23 protein-coding genes are annotated in these 22,056 nt (G+C 56.0%); 9 read left to right on the top strand and 14 right to left on the bottom strand.

All coding sequences use genetic code 11. From position 1 onward, the window contains the following. Positions 1-103: 103 nt before the first annotated feature. From BLS30_RS03675 to BLS30_RS03670, 3 genes are all read right to left on the bottom strand, one after another. The gene (locus BLS30_RS03675; protein WP_210183998.1) at positions 104-1,852 is read right to left on the bottom strand and encodes a sulfatase-like hydrolase/transferase; all 1,749 of its coding nucleotides are present in this window, start codon (positions 1,850-1,852) and stop codon (positions 104-106) included. Beyond that, positions 1,837-2,526: a sulfatase-like hydrolase/transferase gene (locus tag BLS30_RS18395; RefSeq protein WP_210183997.1), complete on the bottom strand. Its 690-nt coding sequence runs from the start codon at positions 2,524-2,526 to the stop codon at positions 1,837-1,839. The genes BLS30_RS03675 and BLS30_RS18395 overlap by 16 nt, the downstream gene beginning before the upstream one ends. Before the next feature lie 135 nt (positions 2,527-2,661). Beyond that, on the bottom strand, positions 2,662-3,582 hold the full coding sequence (locus BLS30_RS03670; RefSeq protein WP_210184013.1) for a formylglycine-generating enzyme family protein: 921 nt from the start codon (positions 3,580-3,582) through the stop codon (positions 2,662-2,664). Between the two features lie 623 nt (positions 3,583-4,205). Between BLS30_RS03670 and BLS30_RS03665 the strand changes: the two genes are divergently transcribed. Further along, positions 4,206-5,225 carry a SphA family protein gene (locus tag BLS30_RS03665; RefSeq protein WP_046477505.1) on the top strand — a complete coding sequence of 340 codons (1,020 nt, stop codon included), beginning with the start codon at positions 4,206-4,208 and terminating at the stop codon, positions 5,223-5,225. A gap of 81 nt (positions 5,226-5,306) precedes the next feature. On the opposite strand, the gene BLS30_RS03660 is transcribed toward BLS30_RS03665, so the two are convergent. Next, positions 5,307-5,936, bottom strand: coding sequence for a DUF2076 domain-containing protein (locus tag BLS30_RS03660; protein WP_046477507.1), 630 nt, complete (start codon positions 5,934-5,936; stop codon positions 5,307-5,309). A gap of 206 nt (positions 5,937-6,142) precedes the next feature. On the opposite strand from BLS30_RS03660, the gene BLS30_RS03655 reads away from it, so the two are divergent. Next, the gene (locus tag BLS30_RS03655) at positions 6,143-6,424 is read left to right on the top strand and encodes a PsiF family protein (protein WP_046477509.1); all 282 of its coding nucleotides are present in this window, start codon (positions 6,143-6,145) and stop codon (positions 6,422-6,424) included. A gap of 36 nt (positions 6,425-6,460) precedes the next feature. Here the strand turns inward: BLS30_RS03655 and BLS30_RS03650 are convergent, their stop codons facing one another. After that, positions 6,461-7,141, bottom strand: a complete 681-nt coding sequence (locus tag BLS30_RS03650) for a response regulator transcription factor (protein WP_046477510.1) — start codon at positions 7,139-7,141, stop codon at positions 6,461-6,463. 275 nt (positions 7,142-7,416) lie between these two features. Between BLS30_RS03650 and BLS30_RS03645 the strand changes: the two genes are divergently transcribed. After that, positions 7,417-8,667, top strand: coding sequence for a porin (locus BLS30_RS03645; RefSeq protein ID WP_139165284.1), 1,251 nt, complete (start codon positions 7,417-7,419; stop codon positions 8,665-8,667). Positions 8,668-8,842: 175 nt separating this feature from the next. Here BLS30_RS03645 and folE read toward each other — a convergent pair whose 3' ends face one another. The 4 genes from folE to BLS30_RS03625 all read right to left on the bottom strand — a co-directional run bounded on the left by folE (position 8,843) and on the right by BLS30_RS03625 (position 11,134). After that, positions 8,843-9,448: a GTP cyclohydrolase I FolE gene (folE, locus tag BLS30_RS03640; RefSeq protein ID WP_425284146.1), complete on the bottom strand. Its 606-nt coding sequence runs from the start codon at positions 9,446-9,448 to the stop codon at positions 8,843-8,845. 40 nt (positions 9,449-9,488) lie between these two features. Next, entirely contained in the window at positions 9,489-9,815 is a 327-nt protein-coding gene (locus tag BLS30_RS03635; protein ID WP_046477513.1) for a cupredoxin domain-containing protein, read from the bottom strand. A 10-nt stretch (positions 9,816-9,825) separates the two neighbouring features. Next, on the bottom strand, positions 9,826-10,311 hold the full coding sequence (locus BLS30_RS03630; RefSeq protein WP_425284145.1) for a DUF4142 domain-containing protein: 486 nt from the start codon (positions 10,309-10,311) through the stop codon (positions 9,826-9,828). Positions 10,312-10,444: 133 nt separating this feature from the next. Continuing rightward, entirely contained in the window at positions 10,445-11,134 is a 690-nt protein-coding gene (locus BLS30_RS03625; RefSeq protein WP_244512353.1) for an RNA polymerase sigma factor, read from the bottom strand. Positions 11,135-11,171: 37 nt separating this feature from the next. On the opposite strand from BLS30_RS03625, the gene BLS30_RS18095 reads away from it, so the two are divergent. Then, the gene (locus BLS30_RS18095; RefSeq protein ID WP_162488587.1) at positions 11,172-11,348 is read left to right on the top strand and encodes a hypothetical protein; all 177 of its coding nucleotides are present in this window, start codon (positions 11,172-11,174) and stop codon (positions 11,346-11,348) included. A 258-nt stretch (positions 11,349-11,606) separates the two neighbouring features. After that, positions 11,607-11,936, top strand: a complete 330-nt coding sequence (locus BLS30_RS03620) for a c-type cytochrome (RefSeq protein ID WP_244512352.1) — start codon at positions 11,607-11,609, stop codon at positions 11,934-11,936. 230 nt (positions 11,937-12,166) lie between these two features. Here BLS30_RS03620 and BLS30_RS03615 read toward each other — a convergent pair whose 3' ends face one another. Together BLS30_RS03615 and BLS30_RS03610 are read right to left on the bottom strand one after the other, a co-directional pair. Further along, the gene (locus BLS30_RS03615; protein WP_090226658.1) at positions 12,167-15,334 is read right to left on the bottom strand and encodes an efflux RND transporter permease subunit; all 3,168 of its coding nucleotides are present in this window, start codon (positions 15,332-15,334) and stop codon (positions 12,167-12,169) included. Positions 15,335-15,346: 12 nt separating this feature from the next. Beyond that, complete coding sequence (locus BLS30_RS03610; protein WP_090226655.1) at positions 15,347-16,537, bottom strand: efflux RND transporter periplasmic adaptor subunit; 1,191 nt, start codon at positions 16,535-16,537, stop codon at positions 15,347-15,349. Between the two features lie 256 nt (positions 16,538-16,793). Here BLS30_RS03610 and BLS30_RS03605 point away from each other — a divergent pair, with 256 nt between their 5' ends. After that, positions 16,794-17,366, top strand: a complete 573-nt coding sequence (locus BLS30_RS03605) for a TetR/AcrR family transcriptional regulator (protein ID WP_244465030.1) — start codon at positions 16,794-16,796, stop codon at positions 17,364-17,366. Here BLS30_RS03605 and BLS30_RS03600 read toward each other — a convergent pair. Continuing rightward, complete coding sequence (locus tag BLS30_RS03600) at positions 17,329-17,784, bottom strand: MaoC family dehydratase (protein ID WP_244465031.1); 456 nt, start codon at positions 17,782-17,784, stop codon at positions 17,329-17,331. The two genes, BLS30_RS03605 and BLS30_RS03600, sit on opposite strands and share 38 nt — an antisense overlap. Positions 17,785-18,043: 259 nt before the next feature. On the opposite strand from BLS30_RS03600, the gene panE reads away from it, so the two are divergent. Both panE and BLS30_RS03590 read left to right on the top strand, forming a co-directional pair. Then, positions 18,044-18,967 (top strand): 2-dehydropantoate 2-reductase, encoded by a 924-nt coding sequence (gene panE, locus BLS30_RS03595; protein ID WP_090226649.1) that lies wholly within the window; start codon positions 18,044-18,046, stop codon positions 18,965-18,967. A gap of 122 nt (positions 18,968-19,089) precedes the next feature. Beyond that, positions 19,090-19,566 (top strand): YybH family protein, encoded by a 477-nt coding sequence (locus BLS30_RS03590; protein WP_090226647.1) that lies wholly within the window; start codon positions 19,090-19,092, stop codon positions 19,564-19,566. Between the two features lie 130 nt (positions 19,567-19,696). Here BLS30_RS03590 and BLS30_RS03585 read toward each other — a convergent pair whose 3' ends face one another. Together BLS30_RS03585 and BLS30_RS03580 are read right to left on the bottom strand one after the other, a co-directional pair. Then, positions 19,697-20,440 (bottom strand): anti-sigma factor, encoded by a 744-nt coding sequence (locus BLS30_RS03585; RefSeq protein WP_170832402.1) that lies wholly within the window; start codon positions 20,438-20,440, stop codon positions 19,697-19,699. Beyond that, positions 20,437-20,970, bottom strand: coding sequence for a sigma-70 family RNA polymerase sigma factor (locus BLS30_RS03580; RefSeq protein WP_090227377.1), 534 nt, complete (start codon positions 20,968-20,970; stop codon positions 20,437-20,439). Before BLS30_RS03580 ends, BLS30_RS03585 begins: the two co-directional genes overlap by 4 nt. Positions 20,971-21,243: 273 nt before the next feature. Here BLS30_RS03580 and BLS30_RS03575 point away from each other — a divergent pair, with 273 nt between their 5' ends. After that, entirely contained in the window at positions 21,244-22,029 is a 786-nt protein-coding gene (locus BLS30_RS03575) for a DUF4394 domain-containing protein (protein WP_090227374.1), read from the top strand. Positions 22,030-22,056: the final 27 nt, after the last annotated feature.

Genomic DNA, 22,056 nt, shown 5'->3' with positions numbered 1-22,056 from the left:
TCTCTAGAGGCGCCTTCGCGCTAAAAGACCGCTGCTTCGCGATCAAAGTTCGGGCCTGAAAAGTTTAGTCATTTGCCTGAAAGGTCGAAGCCTTTCAGATCTTCTATTGTCGCTTCATCGCAGCCATCGCTGCCGCTTTGTGCTGCTCCTCTGCGCTTTGGGTCGACTTTCCTGAGACATCGACGGTGACTTTGAAAATGTTGCCGGTGAATGCGAAGGGCGGCGTATAGAGCTCGGAAACGGGAGATCCCGGATTGCGGCCCACCGAGAGGCCGCCGCCAAGGCCAATAAGGAGCGGAATGGTGACAGGTAACTCGCCTTGGCCGATGAGTGTCTCGTTGGCGAAAAGGCGGCCTTTTCCCGGGGTACCTTTGCCGTGTGCAAGGTCTGGTTTGCCTGTCGGCTCGAATTCGTAACGGAGCGTGAGTTTACCGGTCGGAATGCTTTCGGTTGACGCAATGTCGAATTCTTCCGCACTGACATAATTGTGGACGTAGTGAAGTTTTCCGTCCTTCACGAACAGCGTGTATCCACCGGTATTGCCGCCATGGCAGATGAGCACACCTTCAGCGCCTTCGGAGGGAACGTCCACGTCGGCACTAATAGTGTGCGCACGGTTTAGGACCTTGACGGCGACGTTTTCGGGCACGCTTTGCGTGCCAGGGTAATAGACGTAGGTATCGCGTTCTTTTGTGAGTTGCGGTCGCGGATCTGCAAAACGTGCAGTGCCTCGGCTGTCGAGCGGAAGCACATCATACCGGCCCGCCTCGACGTACCAAAGGGCAATCATCTCGATGAGTTTGGCGCGATGTGTTTCAGCAAGATTGTTCGTCTCTGCCGGATCTTCGGTGAGATTATAAAGTTCCCAGCCCTTGGCATCCAATTCCCGTAGCTTGTCTTCGGTAAGCGTCAGTTCGCCAAAAGACGCCTTGGCCTCCGCAAATGAGTCTCCGGGGAACGGACAGACCGCGCGCCAGCCGTCATGGTAGATAGCGCGGTGAGCGAACATCTCGAAATATTGCGTGTCGTGCTTCGATGCTGCTGCAGCGTCGTTAAACGTATGCGCGAAGCTCACCCCTTCGATTGGGGATTGTGTGACGCCGCGGATGTCTTTTGGAGGCGAGATCTCCAAGGCTTCCAAAACCGTAGGCACCATGTCGATCGCATGTGCAAACTGCGTGCGCACTCCCCCTTTGGGTTCGATGCCTTTTGGCCAGTGCACGAGGAATGCATCTGAGACGCCGCCGCGAAAAGTCTCACGCTTCCATCGCTTGAACGGCGTGTCGCCGGCAAAGGTCCAACCCCAAGCGTAGTGATTGAAATATTTGGGACCGCCGAGTTCGTCGAGCGCCTGCAAATTCTGCTGCAGATCGTCGGGCACGTTATTAAAAAACTTGTTCTCGTTGACTGAGCCGTGGGGCCCGCCTTCGGCGCTCGCACCGTTGTCAGAGATAAGCATGATCAGCGTGTTATCGAGTTCGCCCATCTGCTCTAGAAAGTCTACGAGACGGCCGATATGGTGATCCGTGTGTTCAAGGAAACCCGCGAACACCTCCATCATGCGTGCGTATAGTTTGCGCTCGTCAGCGGGAAGCTGCCCCCAGTCCTGAACATCGGGATCGTGACGGGACAACACCGTGTTCTGCGGAATGACGCCAAGTTCCTTTTGCTTGGCGAAAACCTTCTCTCGATAGGCATCCCAGCCGTCGTCGAACTTTCCTTTGTACTTGTCGGCCCACTCCTTCGGCACCTGATGTGGCGCGTGCTGAGCACCGGTCGCGAGGTAAAGGAAGAATGGTTTCTCGGGGGCGAGTTGCTTGGTATCCGCGATAAATCCTATGGCCTTGTCCACGAGGTCGGGCGTGAGGCTTCGGGTGTCTTAGGTGGTTCGACTTGCCGGTTGTCGTAGACGAGATCTGGATAGTACTGGCTCGTATCACCACTCAGAAAGCCATAGTAGCGTTCGAAGCCACGACCCAGTGGCCATCGATTGTAAGGTCCGGCGGCACTGATCTGCTCAGCAGGCGTCAGGTGCCATTTGCCGACTGCAAATGTGCTGTAGCCTTGCCCGACGAGCATCTCAGAAAGAAAGCCGTTCTCGAAGGGAATGAGCCCATTGGACCCTGGGTATCCCGTCGAACCCTCAGTAATGCACGCCATGGCATTGGAGTGATGGTTGCGACCTGTCAGGATGCACGACCGAGTGGGAGAGCACAGCGCTGTCGTGTGCATGTTTGTGTAAAGCAGGCCACCCTCTGCGAGCCTGTTGATGTTCGGCGTATTGATCGGCGATCCGTAACAACCGAGTTGGCCAAAGCCGGTATCATCTAGGACGATAAAAAGAACGTTGGGAGAGCCGGGCTTGGCAACGATGGGCGCCGGCCACGCGGGCTGTGACTCATCGATCGTGCGCCCTATACGGCCCGGGAAGGTGGTTCCTGGAGGGTATTCCTTCAACTCGGCATAACCGGCGTTGGGGAATGCAGTCGTCGCGACGGCAGACGCTGCGATAAGGGAACCGCCCAATAGGAGACCGCGCCTGTTTATGCCGGTAGTTTGTAAAGGGTCTCGGTTTTCGGAACTTGCGGGGTGAGAGCGCTTTTGGGTAACCATCTTAAATAACCTCCGAGTTTCTATTCCTCACCCTTTTCCCCAACGTCCTTAGTCCCCTTGATCGCGGATCACGCAGCGAAATCCGACGTGACTCGTCGACGTGTCGACGGGCTCCGGATGGCGTGCCGCAGGCCGGTAGCGGCGACAATAATTTGGCGCACAAAGATGCGAGCCTCCTTTGAGAACTTTCCGAGGAATTTTGATGTGTGGCTGGCACGGATCGAAGCTTTGATCGCGTGAAGGGCCGCGCGGATTTTCAGGAATGCAGCAAGCCTTTGGCGCGTCTTCTGGATGTTTTGGGGCAAACCAATCGGTGGTCCACTCCCAAACGTTTCCAATCATGTCGTACAGGCCATATCCATTTGGTGGGTACGATTTGACGGGAGACGTGCGCTCATAGCCATCAAGTTTAAGGTTCTCGTGCGGAAATTCCCCTTGCCAGGTATTGGCCATCTGCCGCCCAGAGGGATTGAGCTCATCGCCCCAGGCAAACTCAGCGCCATCCAGGCCGCCGCGTGCCGCGAACTCCCATTCCGCTTCCGTGGGGAGCATTTTTCCCACCCACGCGGCGTAAGCTTCCGCATCCTGATAGGCCACGTGCACGACGGGATGGTCATTCCGGCCGTTGATCCAACTTCCTCGTCCGTAGGGATGGCGCCAATCGGCTCCGAACCTGAATTCCCACCATTGCCCCCAGTCTCGCAGATCGACGCGTTCGCGCGGGGGGCGGAATACGAGGGAACCAGGCTTGAGCATGTGAGGAAGGGCACCTGGATAGTCTTCGGCCTTCGGGGCCTTTTCAGCAAACGTGACGTAGTTTGTGGCTTCGACGAACTTTCGGAATTGGCGATTCGTAACCGGGGATTCATCTATCCAGAATGCATCAACGGTAACGCGGTGGACCGGTGCCTCTTCGGGATAGTGGTCGTTTGATCCCATAGCGAAGGTGCCGCCGGGGACGAGCTTCATGCCTGCGGTGCGCGATCTGTTCAGTGTTGGATTTTGAACCGAAATTCCGCTGCCACGAGTTGCCACTGTCATGATGGTAACTCCGCGCAATCGGAGAAATGCTCGCGTGGCTCAAATCGCCTGCGCGTAATGAAATAGAGTTTTCGAAATTGACCGAAATTAAATGTATCGGCCAGACGGCATGACCACCAAAACACACGCATTTCCCGTTCTCCAGACTCAACTGGATAGGGTAGCTGCCAGGTCCCGTCTGCTTTATCGCAATGCATGAATTATCAGGCGTAAGGCAGTGGAAGTCAATGAACTTTCTGTCGTCCGAATAAGGCTCAGACTGGAAATGATTGGAGATTAATTCGGTTAAATATGCGGTGGATATTGCCAAGGAGGCACAATAAAAAGATTAAATTTGGGGTATTATGTTTCTCACTGTTCGGTGGCGGATGGCTGCTTTTGTGTGCGTGCAGATTATTTGAGTAAACGTCTTAAGGACTCAGTTTTTCCTTCCTTGGCCAATACGTGGCCTGCGGGAAGTGAACGTCTGTAAGCTTGCAAGTTTTAACGCGATCAATCGAACTGCGCGCATTGGGCCACAACGCCGAATAAGATTCGGGGAGCAAAAGTTAATGCGAAGGGGAGCGCTATCTCTGGCCGTACTGGGGCTGGGAATAACGGCCGCATGCCAGGATGTTTTGGCCGCAGAGAATGCTACGGGCTTTTACCTCCTCGGCAGCAAGACGGCGATGGCGGGGTTCGTTCCTCCGCCCGGTACGTATATGATCGACATGAACTATCTTTACTCTGGCGACGCCAGCGGGGCGGCAGCCCGTGGTATCGCCCTTAGAGAGACAGGCGCGCTTCTCGCCGCTCAAGCAGACGTGACGGTTGACGCCAACGCCTATATTAACTTGCCCGTCGCTCTTTGGATTGCACCTGAAAAGGTATTTGGCGGCAACGTCGGCTTCGGCATTATGGCCCCCGTCGGCCACAAATCTGTGGACGTTGGAATCGACGCTTTTGCTCAAGTGACACTTCCGAACGGCACCGTCATTAATGCCAATCGCAGTTTGGAGATTGACGACAGCACGACGAAATTTGGAGACCCGGTTCTCAACGCGCTGATCGGCTGGCATGAAGGCAACTGGCATTGGACCGTGGGAGCGCTCCTTAACGTCCCGATTGGGCCGTGGGAGAGTGACAGCATATCCAACATATCATTCAATCGCTGGGGGCTAGATACGACCGGTGCTATAACGTGGCTCGATCCCAAGCTGGGCCACGAAGTGTCTGTTGCCGCCGGCTTCACGTTTAATGGCGAAAACCCAGATACCGACTATAAAACGGGTACGGAATTTCATGTTGAGTGGGCTTTAATCCAACACTTTTCAAAGACATTTACTTTTGGGCTTGCTGGATATCATTACCAGCAATTAACCGGCGATAGTGGTTCGGGGGCCAGGTTTGGTCCGTTTGAAGGCAGGGTCACAGCACTTGGCCCCATCCTCACGTATAGCTTCACCGTCGGAAAAATTCCTGTCAGCACGCAAGTCGAGTGGTTGCACGAATTTGACGCAAAAAACCGATTGGAAGGAAACATGGGCATGATCAATATATCCATGCCGCTATCGGTTCCCCGCGGGCAATAGTTGCGCCGCGCGCGAGACGGCGGGCGATCTCCCATCCCCCCCAAGGGCCCGCCGTCCCGTGATGCTACCATATTGGACGAATTAGATGTCGAACGCGTCTCCGTCGTCCCAGTCATATTCCGAATCATAATCGGCATCCTGGATCGCGTCGTCGGCGGCCATCTTGTTATCGTGTTCGTTATTGCTCCCAGTCGTTGGCGTGCTGGCTTCTGCAGGCTTGCCGAACAGGCCTCCACTGTCACTGCTGCCGCCAAAAAGGCCTCGGATGCTATCAGCCAGAAGCATGCCGCCGGCCACGCCACCCGCGGTCGAGAGGGCGTTGCTCAAAAAGCTTCCCGATGACCAGCCGGAGCTTTGACGTCGCGCATCATCTGAGCCCGCGCGAACGCGATCAGCGTCAATAGATTGGCGTCTCCCCGCGGTGGGTACTGAGCCACCGTCAAGGGGTGGGGCGGTTCCGAGAAAGCTGCGCGAACTGGCTTCGGCCGTTGCTTGAACGCGCGCGTTTTCGAGTTGCTTAATGCGCTCATCGGCACGTTTCAGCGCTTCCTCCTGGACGAGGACGCTCTGGACCAGAACATAAGCGGCGTTGGGGTTGCGAGCTATTTCGTCGCGTATCAACTGCTCCGCTTCACGGTCGTTTTCCTGGGGCGACGTCGCGGCGATACGATCGAAAAGACCCAAGATGAGATCACGCTCTTCGGCTTTCATTGGTAAACCTCCCAAAATTCACAGATCACATGTGGGGAGCCTAGGGTTCAAGGCAAGTGCCGCCGTGGAAGTGCTCGTTCGTCTGCACCGCGCTGCGCGATGACTTCACGAAAAAGTATAGGCAACTTTTGCCCGTGGTCCACGTTTGCTCGTTGCCGCGGCCATGAGCCGTGGCATGTAGCATCTTCGATATTTCGAGGTTTCCCATGAAAACGTTGTTCGCGTCTGCAGCGCTCGCTCTGCTGGTCGCCGTTGGCACGCCTATCGCATTGTCAGGTCATGCCCACGCCGCGAGCGGTACAGACTCTAAGTCATCGTCTGCAACGAGCCCGACCAAGAACGGTTCAAAGACTGCAATGGTCAAAAAGGAGCGCAGTGAGGCTTCCATTACTTGCTCAAAGAAAGCAGACGCTAAAGGCCTGCATGGCAAAGCGCGTCAGGATTTCCGCAGAGACTGCATGAAACAGCATCCAACATCGACCCAGTGAGCTGCCGCGTGACGGTTCGTGGCAAGCTGCGAGCCGTTACGCTTTGTTTGTTGCAGTGAGCCGATAGCCGAGACCTCGAAGTGTCTCGATCGTAAAGGCGGGATGGTCAACCTTCCGCCTGAGGCGATGAACATATGTTTCGATGGATTGTGGGCCGGCATCTTCATTCAGCGAAAATACACGCGCTGCAATTTGATCCTTGCTGACGACATTTCCTCGAGCTCTCATGAGGACGTGAAGAACGCTGCGTTCGCGCGGCGTAAGATTGAGCGGTACTCCGTCCACGGATACGTCACCCTGCGTGATATCAATGCGAAGCGGACCAAATTCAGAAGACTCTCTTCCATTGGATAGATCTGGCGCGCGCGCAGATGCCTGTTGAATTCGAATGCGCAATTCATCGGGACGCACAGGGCGTAGAATAAAGTCATCAGCACCCTTCTCTATGGCAGCCACAACGATCTGGATCGTTTCATTGCTTCCGCAGATGAGAACCTGGGTTTTAGGAGAGCGTGCGCGTAAGTCCGGAAGTTTGTCTATGGCTTCTGGAGAGACGGCATCGACATCCCAGATTGTGAGATCGTACTTGTTGGCTTCCAGAGCATCCGCGGCACAGGCGATAGAGCCAACGGAATCGACAGAGACAACCATCGTCTTCAGTAACGCAGCTGTTTGGAAAGCCAGCGGACCGAAATCCTGAATATGAAGAATACGCATCGCTGAGAGTGATTGTCCGCATCATGACTATGTTAGGGAAGCGCGAAGGGCAGCAGAAGGCCGCGCCGTTTAGGACGTCGCTACAAGCACTTATGAAACACTTTTGTGTATCTTTCTTGAAACTCCGTTGTGTTTTGTTTGCCACGTAACTGACAGCGAATTGCGAGCTTCGAAAACTATGGTCCCCCTCGAGGTCGCGCCGACGTGTCTTTAGCGGCGCTTCGTCGGACGCGGCGGTTTCCGTCGGGAATGAAGTCTTCACTCTGGGGGATATGATGAGTTTTCGTGTATTTGGCGCGGCGCTGTTGCTGAGCACCGCTGCTGTAACGTCGAATGCGTTCGCTGCCGATTTGGGCGGTGACTGCTGCGCAGATCTTGAAGAGCGTGTTTCTGAGCTTGAAGCTACGACCGCACGCAAGGGCAACCGCAAGGTCAGCCTCGAGATCTACGGCCAAGTCAATACGGCCGTGATGTTCTGGGACAACGGTAAGGAAAGCAACGCCTACGTTGTCGACAACGACATTTCTTCGACGCGCTTTGGCTTCAAGGGTAAAGCGAAGATCTCGCCGGATTGGTCTGCTGGCTTCAAGATTGAAATCGAGACGCAGCTTGCAGCTTCTAACGAAGTTGATGAAAACAACGACGACGGCCCACAGCAGATCAACCTGCGTAAAGCCGAATGGTATCTGAAATCGAAGACATACGGTCAGGTAACCGTCGGTCAGGGCAGCTTCGCTTCTGACGGCGCTTCGCACGTAGACCTCTCCGGCACGAACGTCATCGCTCAGTTCGACGACCTCAAGTTCGGCGAAAAGATCGACCCGCGCTCGATCATGTCGGCCGGCGGTCAGGGCGATTACGACGACTACACACGTGGCGGCAGCTACGAATACAACCGCGGCAATCGCGTACGCTATGATACGCCGACCATTGGTGGCTTTGTTGCGTCGGCAGCCTGGGGCGAAGATGATGCTTGGGACGTCGCCCTGCGCTACGCTACGGAAGCAGGAGCGTTCAAGTTTGCTGCTGCTGTTGCGTATGGCCAGTTCACGGACGGCACGGGTAGCCTCAGCAACGACAACGTTTGCGAATCTCCTGCGCAAGGCGGCGAGTGTCAGGAAGCAGAGATCGTAACCGGTTCGGCATCTCTTATTCACACGCCAACCGGCTTGTTCGTCACTGCCGGCGCTGCGCGTCGTGAGTTCGACAACATCGAAACTTTGGGTGCTGCCAACGAAGAGAACACCTGGTGGGGTGTCCGCGCTGGTATCTCGCAGAAGTTCTTCTCGCTCGGTAAGACAGCGCTCTATGGCGAATACCAGATGCACGAGAACGACAACTTCCGCGGCACGCTCGGCCTGACGTCGGAAGCTGAAATCATCGGCGCAGGTATCGTGCAGAAGATCGATGCGGCGGCAATGGAACTCTACCTCGGCTACCGTCACGTCGAAGTTGACGACAATGATCCCGCCAACTCGTTCGATGATCTTGACGTCGTGACGGCTGGTGCACGCATCAAGTTCTAAGATCAGGGTTCTAGGCAACTACTTGGTTCCCCCGAGCCATACTGAAGCCTAGTGGGAAAGCTGGTCCGGTAATGCGGACTAGCTTTTCCTTCGTTTCTGCAGGAGAAAAACTCTCCGCTTGCCGCAGACAGAAAGTGCGTCTTGTGACGGCAAGAGAGAGGCTTCTTGTTCTCCGTCAATCGACGAGTGCGACAAATTCCTGTCGGAGAAGTGAATTGTCTCGGAAACAGCCGAGCATCCGGCTGGTGATCAAGTCTGAGTCCGGCTTGTGTACTCCCCGCGTTGTCATGCAATGATGCGTCGCCTTGATAATGACGCCGACGCCTCGGGGTTGAAGGACCTCGCTGATCGTATTGGCGATCTGCACCGTCATTCTTTCCTGAATCTGCAGACGCCGCGCGTAGGCGTCTACGACTCTCGCGAGCTTGCTGATGCCAACGACGCGGCCTTCGGGCACATAGGCTACCCAAGCTTTGCCGACGATCGGAGCCAAATGGTGTTCGCAGTGGCTCTCAAACCGTATGCCACGCAACACAATCATTTCATCGTATCCATCTATTTCTTTGAACGTTTTTTGCAGGATCTGTCCCGGATCCTGAGAGTAGCCTGCGAAGTACTGCTCGAACGCACGCGCCAGACGTGCAGGGGTTTCGATCAGGCCGGGCCGATCAGGATCATCACCAGCCCAGCGAATAATGGCTCGAAACGCCGTTTCGGCCGCGGCTCTCTCAGTTTCGCGTGAGGTTGGCAATCGAGAACAGTCGGCAAAAGGGTGCACCAGTGCATCCACGATTATGCTCCTGATTTTAAGGGGTTTCTGACTAGTTGGCCGAGACGTGAATCGAGCCAGTCATGTTGGGGTGATAGGCGCAGAAATAGTCGAATGTGCCTGGTTGATCGAATTGAACCCGCCCGACGTGCCCAACACCTAGGATGACATCCCAACCGCCATTGTTTGCAGTGGCGGTATGCTCAATGAAGTCGTCATTGGCCCACTCGACTGTGTCGCCAACCTGAACGCTGATTTCGGCAGGTTGAAAGGCAAGGTTGCTGATTTTGACTTGGACGAGCTGGCCTGCGAGCGCCATTCCGGCGCCCGCGATTTGCAGCAGAATGACTACTGCCCAACCATGTATGATGACCCGCATCCTAGACCTGCTAATTGAGCTTATCGGCGAGCTGCTCAGCATGATGTTTATGGCCCAAGAAAACCTTGAGCCCCGTCCGTAGCAGGCTCTTGAGTTCAGCATTGCTGGCGGAGGGAATGAGTGTCGTTTCGAGCGCGCCGTTGACCGTTCCGTGGAACGTGACCTCGTTATCGACGTAAGCTCTGTCGAAGGCTGCGCCTGAAAGTTTTGAGAGTTCGGCCCGCTTCTGTTCAGCTTGCTTGACGAGGCTTTTGCTCGTCTCGTTGTCTTCAGGTGTAACGTTGAGCTTCTTGACCAGCGCCAAGGCTTTTTCGTTCACAGCCGTATGATCGCGCACCATGTTGTCGGCGAAAGCGCGCACGGATTCATTCTTGGATTTTTTTAAAGCCAGCTTTGCAGCCTTCACATCGATATCGCCTGCGACGTAGGCGATATGGGCGATCTGGGCATCAGACGGCTTGTCTGCAGCAGAAGCGGATACCGTTGCCGTTGCCATCAGGATGGCGGCGGCCACGCCGCCCGATAGAGACGCATGCATCTTATAATGACCTCCGTGTTGTCGGGCCGCGAACGGCCACTCCTTCTTCACACTGAATTGGATGTCAGCGCGCAGCGGAGGTTCCCAACAATCAGGAGGTAAGATTTAGTTTCGCGACGACCCTCTCCATGACACGCTCACAGCGCTTGCCGGCGAAGGGAAAGATGTCACTGAAAAGCGGACCGATATGATCGGCGAGAGCCGCTTTGAGCATTCTCCTGGCGCGATGCAAACGGGTTTTCACCGTTTCAGGCCGGAGTCCCAAAAACTCGGCAGTTTCTTCTATGCTCATATCCTCAATAACACGAGCAACGAGAACGGAACGAAAATCGACCGGCAGCGTATCGACAGCGCGCTCCAGCAATACGCAAAGCTCCCTTTGGGCTGTGATACGTTCGGGGTCAGCGGGATTCGTTCCAGAGTGCGGGAACGGAAGGACTTGCGCGATCGGGCCGCGTGATTGGGTGACGTCGGCGACAGTAGGCGTGGTCCGACGTCGTAGCCGCTGCAAAGCTTCATTGAGAACGATCCGTGTGAGCCAAGTGGCAAGGCTCGAATCTCCTCGGAAATTGGCGAGCCGGGAGAATGCGCGTAGATAGCTTTCCAGCAGGACATCCTCAGCCTCGCCATCATCGCCCACGATGCTTCTTGCAACTCGGTAAAGACGACGGTTGTTAGCTTGAATTATTGCGCGAACGGCAGCCTCATCCTTCTGCACGGCGCGTTGGATGAGTTCAGATTCCGTAGATCCGTCGTACGTCTCAACTTGCGTCAGAGCCACCCTGAAACCTCCGGTATATTCGAATGGATATAAATGATTGGATGCAAACGGTTTGGATAGGTTCCCGCTTGGACAGCAAATTCGCAATCGTATGATCATCGGCCGCGTGTTCAAGCTGGATGCAAAGCATGTGCGAGTTGACGACAATGAAATGTCGCGCACTCGCTTTTTGCGCTTTTTACCGCTGCTCGCGACGGCACACTTTAAAAACTAGAGTTTTTGCGCGGCAAGAGACGCGCTGAATTGAATTGTTTTGCGGAGACATTTTTCAGTCCGCGTGTTCTGAGCGCAGATTCCGTGTTAGAACAGCTGTATTGTGAACAGCGAGCCCAGATTGCCCATATTTTTCTATGGAAAATGGGAGCAGGATTGCAATCCGCGCCGCGCAGGAAGAAAACACCTCCGCAAGAGACAATTAATTAGGTGAATAGGCAGCCCAATCTCATTGCCAGTGAAAGACGGAAGGATCGTCATGCATCGCTTAGTGGTGGGTTTTGTCGTTTGTTCAATGGTCTCACTCGTATCCGCATCGGCTGAAGAGCCAGGAGATGCCAAAGCCGGACTACAGTATGTGAGAGCGAATTGCGCCGAGTGCCACGAGGTCGAGCGGCATAGCAAGATTGTTCCTGATTTTGAGGCGCCGGGCTTCCTGGAAATTGCGAATATGTCAGGTATGACAGGTCGCGCTTTGGTTGTGGCATTGCAGACGTCGCATAAAAAGATGCCCAACTTTGTATTGCCCGAGAAGGACCGTAATGACGTGGTCGCTTATATCATGAGCCTTCGGTCTTCACGGCCTTGAGCGCTATCAGCAAAGAGAATATCAGCAACCCACGCGGGTATCAGAACATCTTATGAGAGCCAAAAGGCTTACTCGTTTGATATAAACACGAAAATGGGCAATCCTGAACGTGAGGCCGGGCAGGTGAGCCCTGTCGGGAGGCTGGCGCCGGGGGAGATCTTATAGGGGGTCGGCCTCCCCTTCATCACAGTCTGGGAAAGAGAGCTTCCGGATGAATCCGGAAGCTTTTTTTATTCTGCAGCGACGGGATTCTCTTCCGCTGTTTTTTTGCGTTGCGCAGCTTTGCCCAGCCACCGGCAGACGACATAGAAGACTGGTGTGAAAATCAGGCCAAACACGGTTACGCCGATCATTCCGGAGAAGACGGCCGTACCGAGCGCCTGCCGGAGCTCCGCACCGGCACCGGTGGCCCACACCAACGGAACCACACCGAGGATGAACGCGAGCGAGGTCATGACGATCGGACGCATGCGCAGTCGTGCCGCTTCCTTCGCGGCCGTAAAGCGATCTTCGCCTCGTTGTTCCAGCTGAGCGGCGAATTCGACGATGAGAATCGCGTTCTTGGCCGCCAGACCGATCAACACGATAAAACCGACCTGAGTGAGAATGTTGTTGTCCTGCCCACGCATGACGACACCTACGATCGAGGCGATAAGACTCATGGGCACGATAAGGATGACGGCGAGCGGAAGTGTCAGGCTCTCGAACTGAGCGGCCAACACAAGGAAGACAAACACAACGCCAAGCGCGAACGCGAATACGGCAGTGTCACCGGCCTTGATCTGCTGGTAGGCGAGATCCGTCCATTCATAGCTGAAGCCCGGAGGTAGCGTTTCGGCCGCTAGTTTCGCCATGATGTCGAGCGCTTGCCCTTGCGAATACCCCGGAGCCGCCGATCCATCGAGCTCCGCCGCTGGGAACAGATTATATCGCGGCACACGTGACGGCCCCGAGATGTCGGAAACGGTGGTGAAAGACCCCAGCGGAACGGTGTCGCCCCTGTCGTTACGCACACGGATCTTCAAAACGTCCTCGGGGCTGAGGCGGTACGAGCTGTCGGCTTGTGCCGTCACGCGGAAGGTGCGACCGAGAAGGTTGAAGTCATTGACGTACGCCGAGCCCAGATAGGCCTGAAGCGAGCTGAAAACGTCAGAGACGTTGACGCCGAGTAGTTGCGCCTTGGTCCGGTCGATATTGAGATAAAGTTGCGGTGTCGATGTCTCGAACAAAGAGAACACTTGCTGCAGACCGGGTGTCTGTGCAGCTTTGACCATCATGTTCCCAACGACTCCTTGGAGCGCAGCAGGCCCGTTCCCACCACGATCCTGGATCATCATGCGGAAGCCACCCGCATTACCGATACCGCGCACAGGCGGCGGCTGCACCACAAGAACCATGGCTTCTTGAATGACCGAGAACTTCTGAAATAGTGCCGCTTGGATTGCTGCTGCCGATTTGTTTGGATCCTTAGCGCGTTCTTCAAACGGTTCTAAGGTAACGAATACGGCCCCAGCGTTGGAGGCGTTCGTGCGCGTCGCGCCGGAGAAGCCAACGATGTTCACCGCATGCGCCACGCCAGGCACCTCGAGGGCAAGTTCGGCAGCCCTCCGGTTGACGGCGTCCGTACGTGCCAGCGAGGCTGCTGGCGGCAACTGGGTGACGGTGATCAGATAGCCAGCATCGACCTGTGGAATGAAGCCCACAGGCGCCTGTCGGAATTCGTTGAGGCCGAACGCGATCACACCCGCGTAAACGATCAGCATGAGAGCCGATATCCGTACAAACCGGCCGACCATCCACGCATAACCCGACGACAGCTTGTCGAAGCTCCAGTTGAACAGGCGGAAGAATGCATGCACCGGCCACATAAAGAATGGCGGCCGCGCATTATGCGCGTGCGGCTTCAAAAGCATCGCGCAAAGGGCAGGCGATAGCGTTAGAGAGACGACCAGGGAGATGATCGTCGCGCCCGCAATGGTCAGCGCGAACTGTCGGTAGAATTGCCCAGAGATACCTGTGATGAAGGCGGATGGCACAAACACGGCCGAGAGCACGAGCGCAATAGCAACAAGCGCTGTGCCGACTTCATCCATGGTTTTATGGGAGGCTTCGCGCGGGCTCATGCCTGCGGCCATATTGCGTTCAACGTTCTCGACCACGACGATGGCGTCATCGACGACGATGCCGATGGCCAGAACCAGACCGAACAGCGACAGGTTATTCAGCGAGAAGCCGAACAGATCCATGAAAAAGAACGTGCCGATCAGCGAGATTGGGATAGCCACAATCGGGATGATGGCAGCCCGCCAAGTCTGCAGGAACAGCACCACGACGAGCACAACGAGGATCACCGCTTCGATGATCGTCATGACGACGGCGTCGACGGACTGCTGAATGAATTCGGTCGGGTTATAGATGATGGTGTGTTTCAGGCCGGGCGGAAAACTTTTCGCCAACTCGTCCATCGTCGCGATGAGCGTTTCAGATGTCTCGAGCGCGTTTGAGCCAGGCCGCTGGAAAATACCGAGACCGACTGCCGGATCAGAATCGAGATACGAGTTCACGCCGTAGTCGAGCGCCGCCAGTTCAACGCGGGCGACATCCTTCACGCGCACAACCGCGTCTTCACTCTGCTTGACGACAATATTTCCGAATGCCTCGGGGTCCGCGAGACGGCCGAGCGTCTGCACCGAGATCTGGAAGGCTTGTTGCTCTTTGATCGGCGGCTGGTTCAGGACACCCGCCGCGACCTGCACGTTCTGCCGTTGCAATGCCGAAATCACGTCGCCGGCCGTCAGCGCCAAAGTCTGAAGACGGTCAGGGTCAAGCCAGACGCGCATCGAGTAGTCGCGGCCGCCGAAGACCACAACGGACCCGACGCCTTGAATGCGGCTCAGCACATCGGTAATGCTGATGCTCGCATAATTAGAGATGAAGAGACCATCACGCGACTGATCAGGTGAGTAGAGGTGGATCACCATCATCAAGTCGGGCGACGCCTTGTTGACGGTCACGCCAATGTTTCGCACGTCGGAAGGAAGACGTGGAGTCGCCGTGGCTACACGGTTTTGCACTTGAACCTGAGCCGTATCTAGATCCGTGCCTAGATCGAACGTCACAGAGATCGTGAACTTGCCGTCGGCCGTCGAGTTTGACGACACGTACAGCATGTGTTCGACGCCATTGATCTGCTGCTCAAGAGGCGCGACGACCGTCGAGGCCACCACTTCTGCACTGGCACCGGGATACTGACCAGTCACGGTAATGACCGGCGGCGCGATTTCTGGATATTGTGCGATGGGCAGACGCCCGACCGAAACAGCACCAAGAATGATGAAAACAATCGAAACGACCGATGCAAAGATCGGTCGTTCGATGAAGAAGTGTGAAAGCCGCATGCGAAGCGCCTGTTAGTTTACGGTTGCGTCCTGTGCGGAGGCAGAAGCTTGCGATGCCTCTTGCGGTGTAACCTTGGAGCCTGGGCGTACACGCATCAGCCCTTTGACGATGATCCGATCTTCGGGGGACAGGCCCTCTGTAATCACTCTCATGTCGTCGATCAGCGCGCCAAGCTTCACGTACTTGGGATGTGCGACATTCTCCTTGTCGACCGCCATGACGTATTTGCGGACTTGCTCCGTACCGATAGAGGTATCCGGCACCAGCAAAGCTTCCGCAGGTTCACGCGCTGCCAATTCAATGCGGCCGAACATGCCTGGCGTCAGTTTGCCATCGGGATTGGGAAAGTCTGCGCGGGCCCGGATAGTGCCAGACGAGCGTTCAATGACATTGTCCACGAAGTTCATCGTGCCTTCGTGTGTATAGTTGTCTTCGTCGATCAGCTTAAGCCGCACGCTGAAGTTTAATTCGCGGCTCTTCGGATCAGAGCCCTTTTCCGCGTGCCGCAGATAGCGAAGATACGACGCCTCATCGAGCGTGAATTCGAAGCGGATCGGATCAACTGACGCGATCGTGGCCAGCAGCGTCGTATTGCCGGACGTACCGCCACTGACGAGATTGCCAACGGACACCCGCCGGTCACCGATACGACCGGAAACCGGGGATTTCAGGTTGGTGAATTCGAGGTCCAGTTCCGCTTGACGAATAGCGGCTTTCTGCGCCACCACGGTTGCTTCCGCGGCACGCTCGCCTTGGATCCGCTCGTCCAGCGTCTGCTGCGTAATCGTCGTTCCTTCCACGAGTCTCTTGGCGCGCTTCAGGTTGGACTTTGCGAATTCCAGATTGGCCTCCGCCTGCACTAACGACGCGCGTTGCTGATCAAGAACCGCTTGGAAGGTTCGCGGATCGATGGTGAACAGTGGATCGCCCTTCCGGACAATCTGCCCGTCCTCGAAATGGATAGCGTCCAGATAGCCGGAGACCCGCGCACGGATTTCGACAAAATCGACAGCCACAAACCGCCCGACATACTCGTCGTGATCGGCGACGAGCTTCTTGAGAGGCTTAGAGACGGTCACCTGAGGCGGCGGTGGCGGAGACGACTTCCCTTGCGCTTTCAGCCCACTGTCACCGCATGCTGCGAGAAGGGAACCGAGAGCTGAGAATGCGACGAGGACGCGCCCCAAGTTTCCAACCGACATGGGATTCTCCAGAAACAAAAAAATTCGATCACTAAATTTAGCGCGTTCCCCGGCAGCTCCAGCGACAGCTATTTGTTGCAGTGCGAGAAAACGGGGTGTCTAAGACGAAGGACTCATGTTAAGCGGTACTGACTAGTAACACCTGCTGCGGCAGGTTACTTAACCGTAACATTTTCAAGATGCAATAGGTCTAGAGCTGAACATTTCGAGATCGAGTGCCGAAGCCACACGTCCACCTCCGCGGGAACGGATCATCTTGGCTGTCCGTGACCTATTTTACCGACTAGGCATTAATGCCGTCAGCGTCGATGCGATCGTGGAAGCGGCTGAAACGAATAAAATGACGTTTTACAGGCACTTCAAGTCGAAGGACCACGTCATCGCAGAGTATCTGAGAAGCCTTTCAAGCGAAGGCGACGCCGTGTGGGACGCCTTGGCGACGGAATATGCTGATGATGCGAATAAGCAGCTGGAAGGTTGGCTGGCGTACGTTGAACAAATCGTGAGCAGCATGGATGAACGCGGCTGCGCGCTGGCCAATGCCGCCGTTGAGTTGCCGCCAGTTCACGAGGGGCGTTCCATTATCGAGGCTTATAAAGCCCGCAAACGCGATCACCTCGTTAATCTGTTCAGACAGGCCGGGTATTCAGCGCCAGAGGTTTTGGCCGACGAGGTGTTTTTGGTGTTTGAGGGGGCCCGGATCAACATTCAGTGTGGCGGTCGCGGTGGTCCGGCAACGCGCGTCGTGGCGACGCTGCGAGCTTTGCTCGCAAGCGCGCCGCGCACCACCATCACGACTTCCGGCGTGGCACCACCATCATCGAAGTGAAGATCTGAAGCACATCTCCGTGTTGATTGCGCGTTTCCGTGCGGATTGAGATCCAACCGCGATCCGGGCGCGATTTCGAGGGGCGCACATCAACAACTTCGCCATGGGCTGTAAGAACGTCGCCGGCGCGCGTCGGTCTTGGCCATTTGACGTTCGCTTCCGATCCGATCATGCCCCCTGCGAGAGGAATTCCGCTTTCGACAAGAAGACGCATTGTGATCGCCGCCGTATGCCACCCGCTTGCCGCCAGCCCTTTGAACAACGAATCTTGCGCGGCGTCTGGATCGACGTGAAACGGCTGCGGATCAAATTGCTTGGCGAACGAGATGATCTGAGCTTCATCTAATGAGTGAGAACCCGTTGAGAATTTCTGGCCGACAGAAATGTCCTCGAAATAAAGGCGGTGGTCTTGATCCAAGATTGCGAACTCCCGTGTCACACGTCGTCAGAAGAACGGCGTGCCTGATATGCGGGGCAATATCTAGGACCTGAGAGATGGCGCCAAAACCCCGACATTTGCCGCATGCCCGCACACCGTAATAGCAAGGTGTGTACGAAGTAACGCATGGCAATGCATAGCTCACATGCGTAAGGGGATAGCAAAGGATATTGCCGGTTCGCCAAGCAACGGGCCGAGCGCTTAATAAGACCTGTGTGTGCGAGGAGAGGAACTGATCATGCGCATTTTGATCGTTGGAGCGGGCGCTGTCGGCGGCTACTTCGGAGGCAAATTGCTCGAAGCGGGGCGCGACGTCACGTTTCTGGTGCGCCCCGGACGTGCTGCCGCTTTGAAGGAAACAGGTCTGAACATTAGGAGCCCGCTAGGCGATGCTGCGTTGGGTGTGCCGCCGATGGTGCAGTCGCAAGAGCTGAACGAGCCGTTCGATCTCATCATTTTGAGCTGCAAGGCTTATGACCTCGAATCCGCCATTTCTGGGTTCTCAGCCGGTGTCGGCCCGCAAACAGCGATCCTCCCGTTGCTCAATGGAATGCGGCACATTTCGGTTTTGCAGGAACGTTTCGGTCAGGGTGCCGTCCTCGGTGGTCAGTGCGTGATTTCGACGACGCTCGATGAAGTCGGAACCATCCATCATCTCAATACCAAGAACCATCTCACCTTCGGCGAAGTCGACGGCAATACGACGAAACGCGTTGAAGAGATCACTGCCACGCTCCGCGATGCGGGCTTCGCTGTTCGTGCCAGCAGCAAGATCATGCTGGAGATGTGGGAGAAGTGGGTGATCCTGGCTTCACTTGCCGGCAGCACATGCCTAATGCGCGCCTCGGTGGGTGAAATCAACGCGGCGCCGGGCGGTGCAGAGTTTGCACTAAGCCTTGTTGAGGAATGCCGTAGTGTCGCGAAGGCGGCGGGCTACGAACCACGCCCAGCGGCGTTAGAGGCTACGCGCTCTCTCGTTACAGAGAAGGGCTCGCCGATGACAGCATCCATGTTCCGCGACATCGAGCATGGATCGCGCATCGAAGCCGATCAGATCATAGGCGACTTGTTGGCGCGCGCTGATGCCGCGGGTCTCGATAGCCCGGTTCTGCGCGTCATCTATTGCCATCTCAAAGCCTACGAGGCACGACACGGATACTAGATAGCCGCGTGGATCGGCATGGCATCTAGCAATCAGATCGCCAAGGCACGTTGTGTGCGGCAGAAGGCCGATCCGGACGACATCATTCGGATCATGATGAAACGAGCAAAGGGAACGCAATAATGATCAACTCAACGATGACGCTGGGCTCGTCCGCTCTCCGTCGCGGGGCTTTCGCCGTCGCGCTAGTCGCTGGCCTGGCGTTCTCAGGATCAACGTTTGCAGACGATCTGTCTTCTATGATCAAAGCCGGAAACTCGAAGTGGGACGCGGCCTTTAATAGCGGAGACGCCGCGGCCGTCGCGAAGCTTTACGCCGAAGACGCTCAGGTGCTTCCCCCCGGACAATCCCCAGTCAACGGCGCGGAAGGAATTGAAAAGTTCTTCGCGGGCGTCATTGGTGGGGGCTATACCGATCACAAAATTGAAACGCTTAAAGTGACTGAGTCGGGAAACTTGCGTGTTCAAACTGGCCGTTGGCAGGCGATGGGCCCGGCTGACGAAGGTGGCAAGCGCAAAGCCGCTGAGGGCTCTATCGTAACGGTTCACGAAAAACAGAACGACGGAACGTGGAAGATGCAGGTCCATATTTTCAACTAACAGGGCCCGCAATAGCCGATCATAAGAGACGTCGCATAAGCGTCTCTCCATCGAACAAGATACGCGCTCGCAAGTCGGGCGCGTATTTTCTTTTCCGTCAATCTAAAATGGAAACAGCGTTGTCGGCACCTCAAATGTGCGGAACCCGTGCGAAACCTTTGCCGACAATTGGCCCGGTGGGTTTGCCGGTTGGAGATCCACCTTCAGGCTCAATGGTGATCTCATAGAGCTGATCTGCTTTTGGTTCGGGAAGCGCTGGCCCCTTCAGAACAACGTCTCCCAGACGGTTCAGCAGTCCCATTGAAACGGGGCCAGTGTCCTTATCTGGAAGCGTCCAGACCTCAAGCGTTTTGCCGGACGGGATGTCTATCGGCCCGAGGGGCAGGATGCGGATACGCTGATTATCTAACGCTTCGACAATGGAAACTGGTTGCGCTTTTGAGTCGAGCAATACGACAATCAGCTTCGGCTGCATGGGTGCCATGAATTGCCATGCGGCGACCGCGATCAAACACGCAGCGACACCTGCGGCCGCGAAACCTTTCCAGAATGATGACCGCGATTGACGCGACAGAGCGGAGACCTCAGCTGGCTTCCGTCGCGCCCGGGCCTCTTTGAGCCCCACGACGTTGTCCTCTCCGCTATCGATCGTCTGAACAATTCGGTCCCAGAGCGACGGGGACACGGATGCTTCGGGAGCCGCGAGATCAAGTTCGAGAAAACGCATTCGTGCGGCCGCGACTGCAGCGCGAACGGTAGGGTCGGTCGCTATGCGCGCCTCGAATTCACGCCGCTCGCCGTCGTCCATCACACCGAGGACGAATTCGCCCGCGAGAACATCGATATCGTATGATCCATTGGCTGAATTGGTCATGACATGCAGTCCTTCAGCGCCGTCAGCCCGCGCCTTACCCACGACTTTGCTGTGCCGAGAGGCACACCAAGGACGCCGGCTATTTCGCCGTGAGAACATCCCGCGACGTAAGATAAAAGCACGCTATCGCGCTTTTCTTGCTCCATTCCCTCAAGGCAGCGCCGCAATCGGCTGCTTGAGTCCAGCTGCACGAAAGCGTCGTCAATGACGGCGCTCCGGTCCGTGAAGGCAGCAAGCGTAGCGGGGTCCATCAGGTCAATCCGGCCGCCGTCGCGGACAGCATTGAGCGCCCGATTGCGAACAATCGTATAGATCCAGCCACGTGCCGATCCGAGTTCGGGATCGAAGCTTCCCGCTTTCGTCCAAATCTGTACGAAAGCGTCGTGCACGATATCCTCGGCCAGCTCTTGGCGGCGCACGATGCGTTGCGCCACGCTCACGAGACGAGCCGCCTCCACGTCATAGAGCCGTTTCAACGCCTCTCGGTCACCCCTGGAACAGGCGTCGAGAGCTTCGACGTAATCGAACATTCCTTACGCCTTCTCGCGCTTCAATTCCTAAGAGCTGATCTCGGTATGACTACGCCGAGACATGCAGTTTGGATGCAATCTCTCACCGAAGCAAAATTATTGGTAGTGTCTCGAGACACTACCAAATTATTTTACAGCCCCTGCATCCAAGCGGACTCCCTGGCGTGTTCCACATATGCCGGCGGCGAATTCGCATATCCCCCTTGCGAAAAGTGGCACCGTCCATCGCCTGCCGGCACCGCGCAATTTTTGGAATCACCAGGGAGTTACAACATGAAGTTTGCGAAAGCTTTGTTTGCCGCAAGTCTAAGCGTTGCCGTGACAGCGACGGCGGCACACGCCCAGATGGCTGTCGGTCTCGTCGGGGATAATACCCTTGTTATGATTGACGGGAGCAAGCCGGCGGCCACCAAAACCATGAAAGTGGAAGGTGTCGGGAAGCTTCTGGGTATCGATGTGCGGCCATCGAACAAAATGCTTTACGCCATCAATTCGGATGGCGATGTGCTCACGATCGATACGGAGACCGGCAAGGCGACCAAAGGTGCAAAGCTTTCAGCCATGATCCCGGAGGGCACAGAAGCGATCGTCGACTTCAACCCCAAGGCCGACAAATTGCGTTTCATGGGCACCGATGGAACGAACCTCCGGGCGGATGTCGAAACCGGCAAGACCGTCAAAGACGGCAGCTTGGCATTCGAGTCCGATGATATGCATGCCGGCGAGAAGCCTGCCATCGTCGCTGCCGCTTACACGAACTCCCACGGTAAGCCGGAAGCGACCAAGATGTACGACATCGATGCGACGATTGTAGCCCTTATTCAGCAGACTAAGCCAAACGATGGCACGCTGAAAGCTATCGGCAAGCTCGGCATCGACGCCGCGAAAACATACGCGTTCGACGTCCATACCACGGCGGACGGCACAAACACCGCTTGGCTGGTTGCCGACAACACGCTTTATACGGTTGCGCTCGATAGCGGTAAGGCCACCAAGGTCGGTGAAATCTCAGGTGTAGACGGCGCAATTCGCGACGTCACCGTTCTCCCAGCATCATAAGAGGTGCAGCGGGGCTGCCGTCGGCGA

It is taken from the genome of Filomicrobium insigne (genome assembly GCF_900104305.1).
In the GTDB taxonomy this organism is placed as follows: Bacteria; Pseudomonadota; Alphaproteobacteria; order Rhizobiales; family Hyphomicrobiaceae; genus Filomicrobium; species Filomicrobium insigne.
Note: the sequence above shows the minus strand (reverse complement) of the source record. Positions and strands in the feature narration are given on the sequence as shown.

Coding starts and splice junctions, on each gene's coding strand:
- BLS30_RS03575 (WP_090227374.1), top strand. CDS start 21,244: ATGAAGTTTGCGAAAGCTTTGTTTGCCGCAAGTCTAAGCGTTGCCGTG.
- BLS30_RS03650 (WP_046477510.1), bottom strand. CDS start 7,141: ATGCGTATTCTTCATATTCAGGATTTCGGTCCGCTGGCTTTCCAAACA.
- BLS30_RS03610 (WP_090226655.1), bottom strand. CDS start 16,537: ATGTCGGTTGGAAACTTGGGGCGCGTCCTCGTCGCATTCTCAGCTCTC.
- panE (WP_090226649.1), top strand. CDS start 18,044: ATGCGCATTTTGATCGTTGGAGCGGGCGCTGTCGGCGGCTACTTCGGA.
- BLS30_RS03620 (WP_244512352.1), top strand. CDS start 11,607: ATGCATCGCTTAGTGGTGGGTTTTGTCGTTTGTTCAATGGTCTCACTC.
- BLS30_RS03665 (WP_046477505.1), top strand. CDS start 4,206: ATGCGAAGGGGAGCGCTATCTCTGGCCGTACTGGGGCTGGGAATAACG.
- BLS30_RS03635 (WP_046477513.1), bottom strand. CDS start 9,815: ATGCGGGTCATCATACATGGTTGGGCAGTAGTCATTCTGCTGCAAATC.
- BLS30_RS03580 (WP_090227377.1), bottom strand. CDS start 20,970: ATGTTCGATTACGTCGAAGCTCTCGACGCCTGTTCCAGGGGTGACCGA.
- BLS30_RS03615 (WP_090226658.1), bottom strand. CDS start 15,334: ATGCGGCTTTCACACTTCTTCATCGAACGACCGATCTTTGCATCGGTC.
- BLS30_RS03645 (WP_139165284.1), top strand. CDS start 7,417: ATGAGTTTTCGTGTATTTGGCGCGGCGCTGTTGCTGAGCACCGCTGCT.
- BLS30_RS03585 (WP_170832402.1), bottom strand. CDS start 20,440: ATGACCAATTCAGCCAATGGATCATACGATATCGATGTTCTCGCGGGC.
- BLS30_RS03590 (WP_090226647.1), top strand. CDS start 19,090: ATGATCAACTCAACGATGACGCTGGGCTCGTCCGCTCTCCGTCGCGGG.
- BLS30_RS03670 (WP_210184013.1), bottom strand. CDS start 3,582: ATGAAGCTCGTCCCCGGCGGCACCTTCGCTATGGGATCAAACGACCAC.
- BLS30_RS03630 (WP_425284145.1), bottom strand. CDS start 10,311: ATGGCAACGGCAACGGTATCCGCTTCTGCTGCAGACAAGCCGTCTGAT.
- BLS30_RS03655 (WP_046477509.1), top strand. CDS start 6,143: ATGAAAACGTTGTTCGCGTCTGCAGCGCTCGCTCTGCTGGTCGCCGTT.
- BLS30_RS03660 (WP_046477507.1), bottom strand. CDS start 5,936: ATGAAAGCCGAAGAGCGTGATCTCATCTTGGGTCTTTTCGATCGTATC.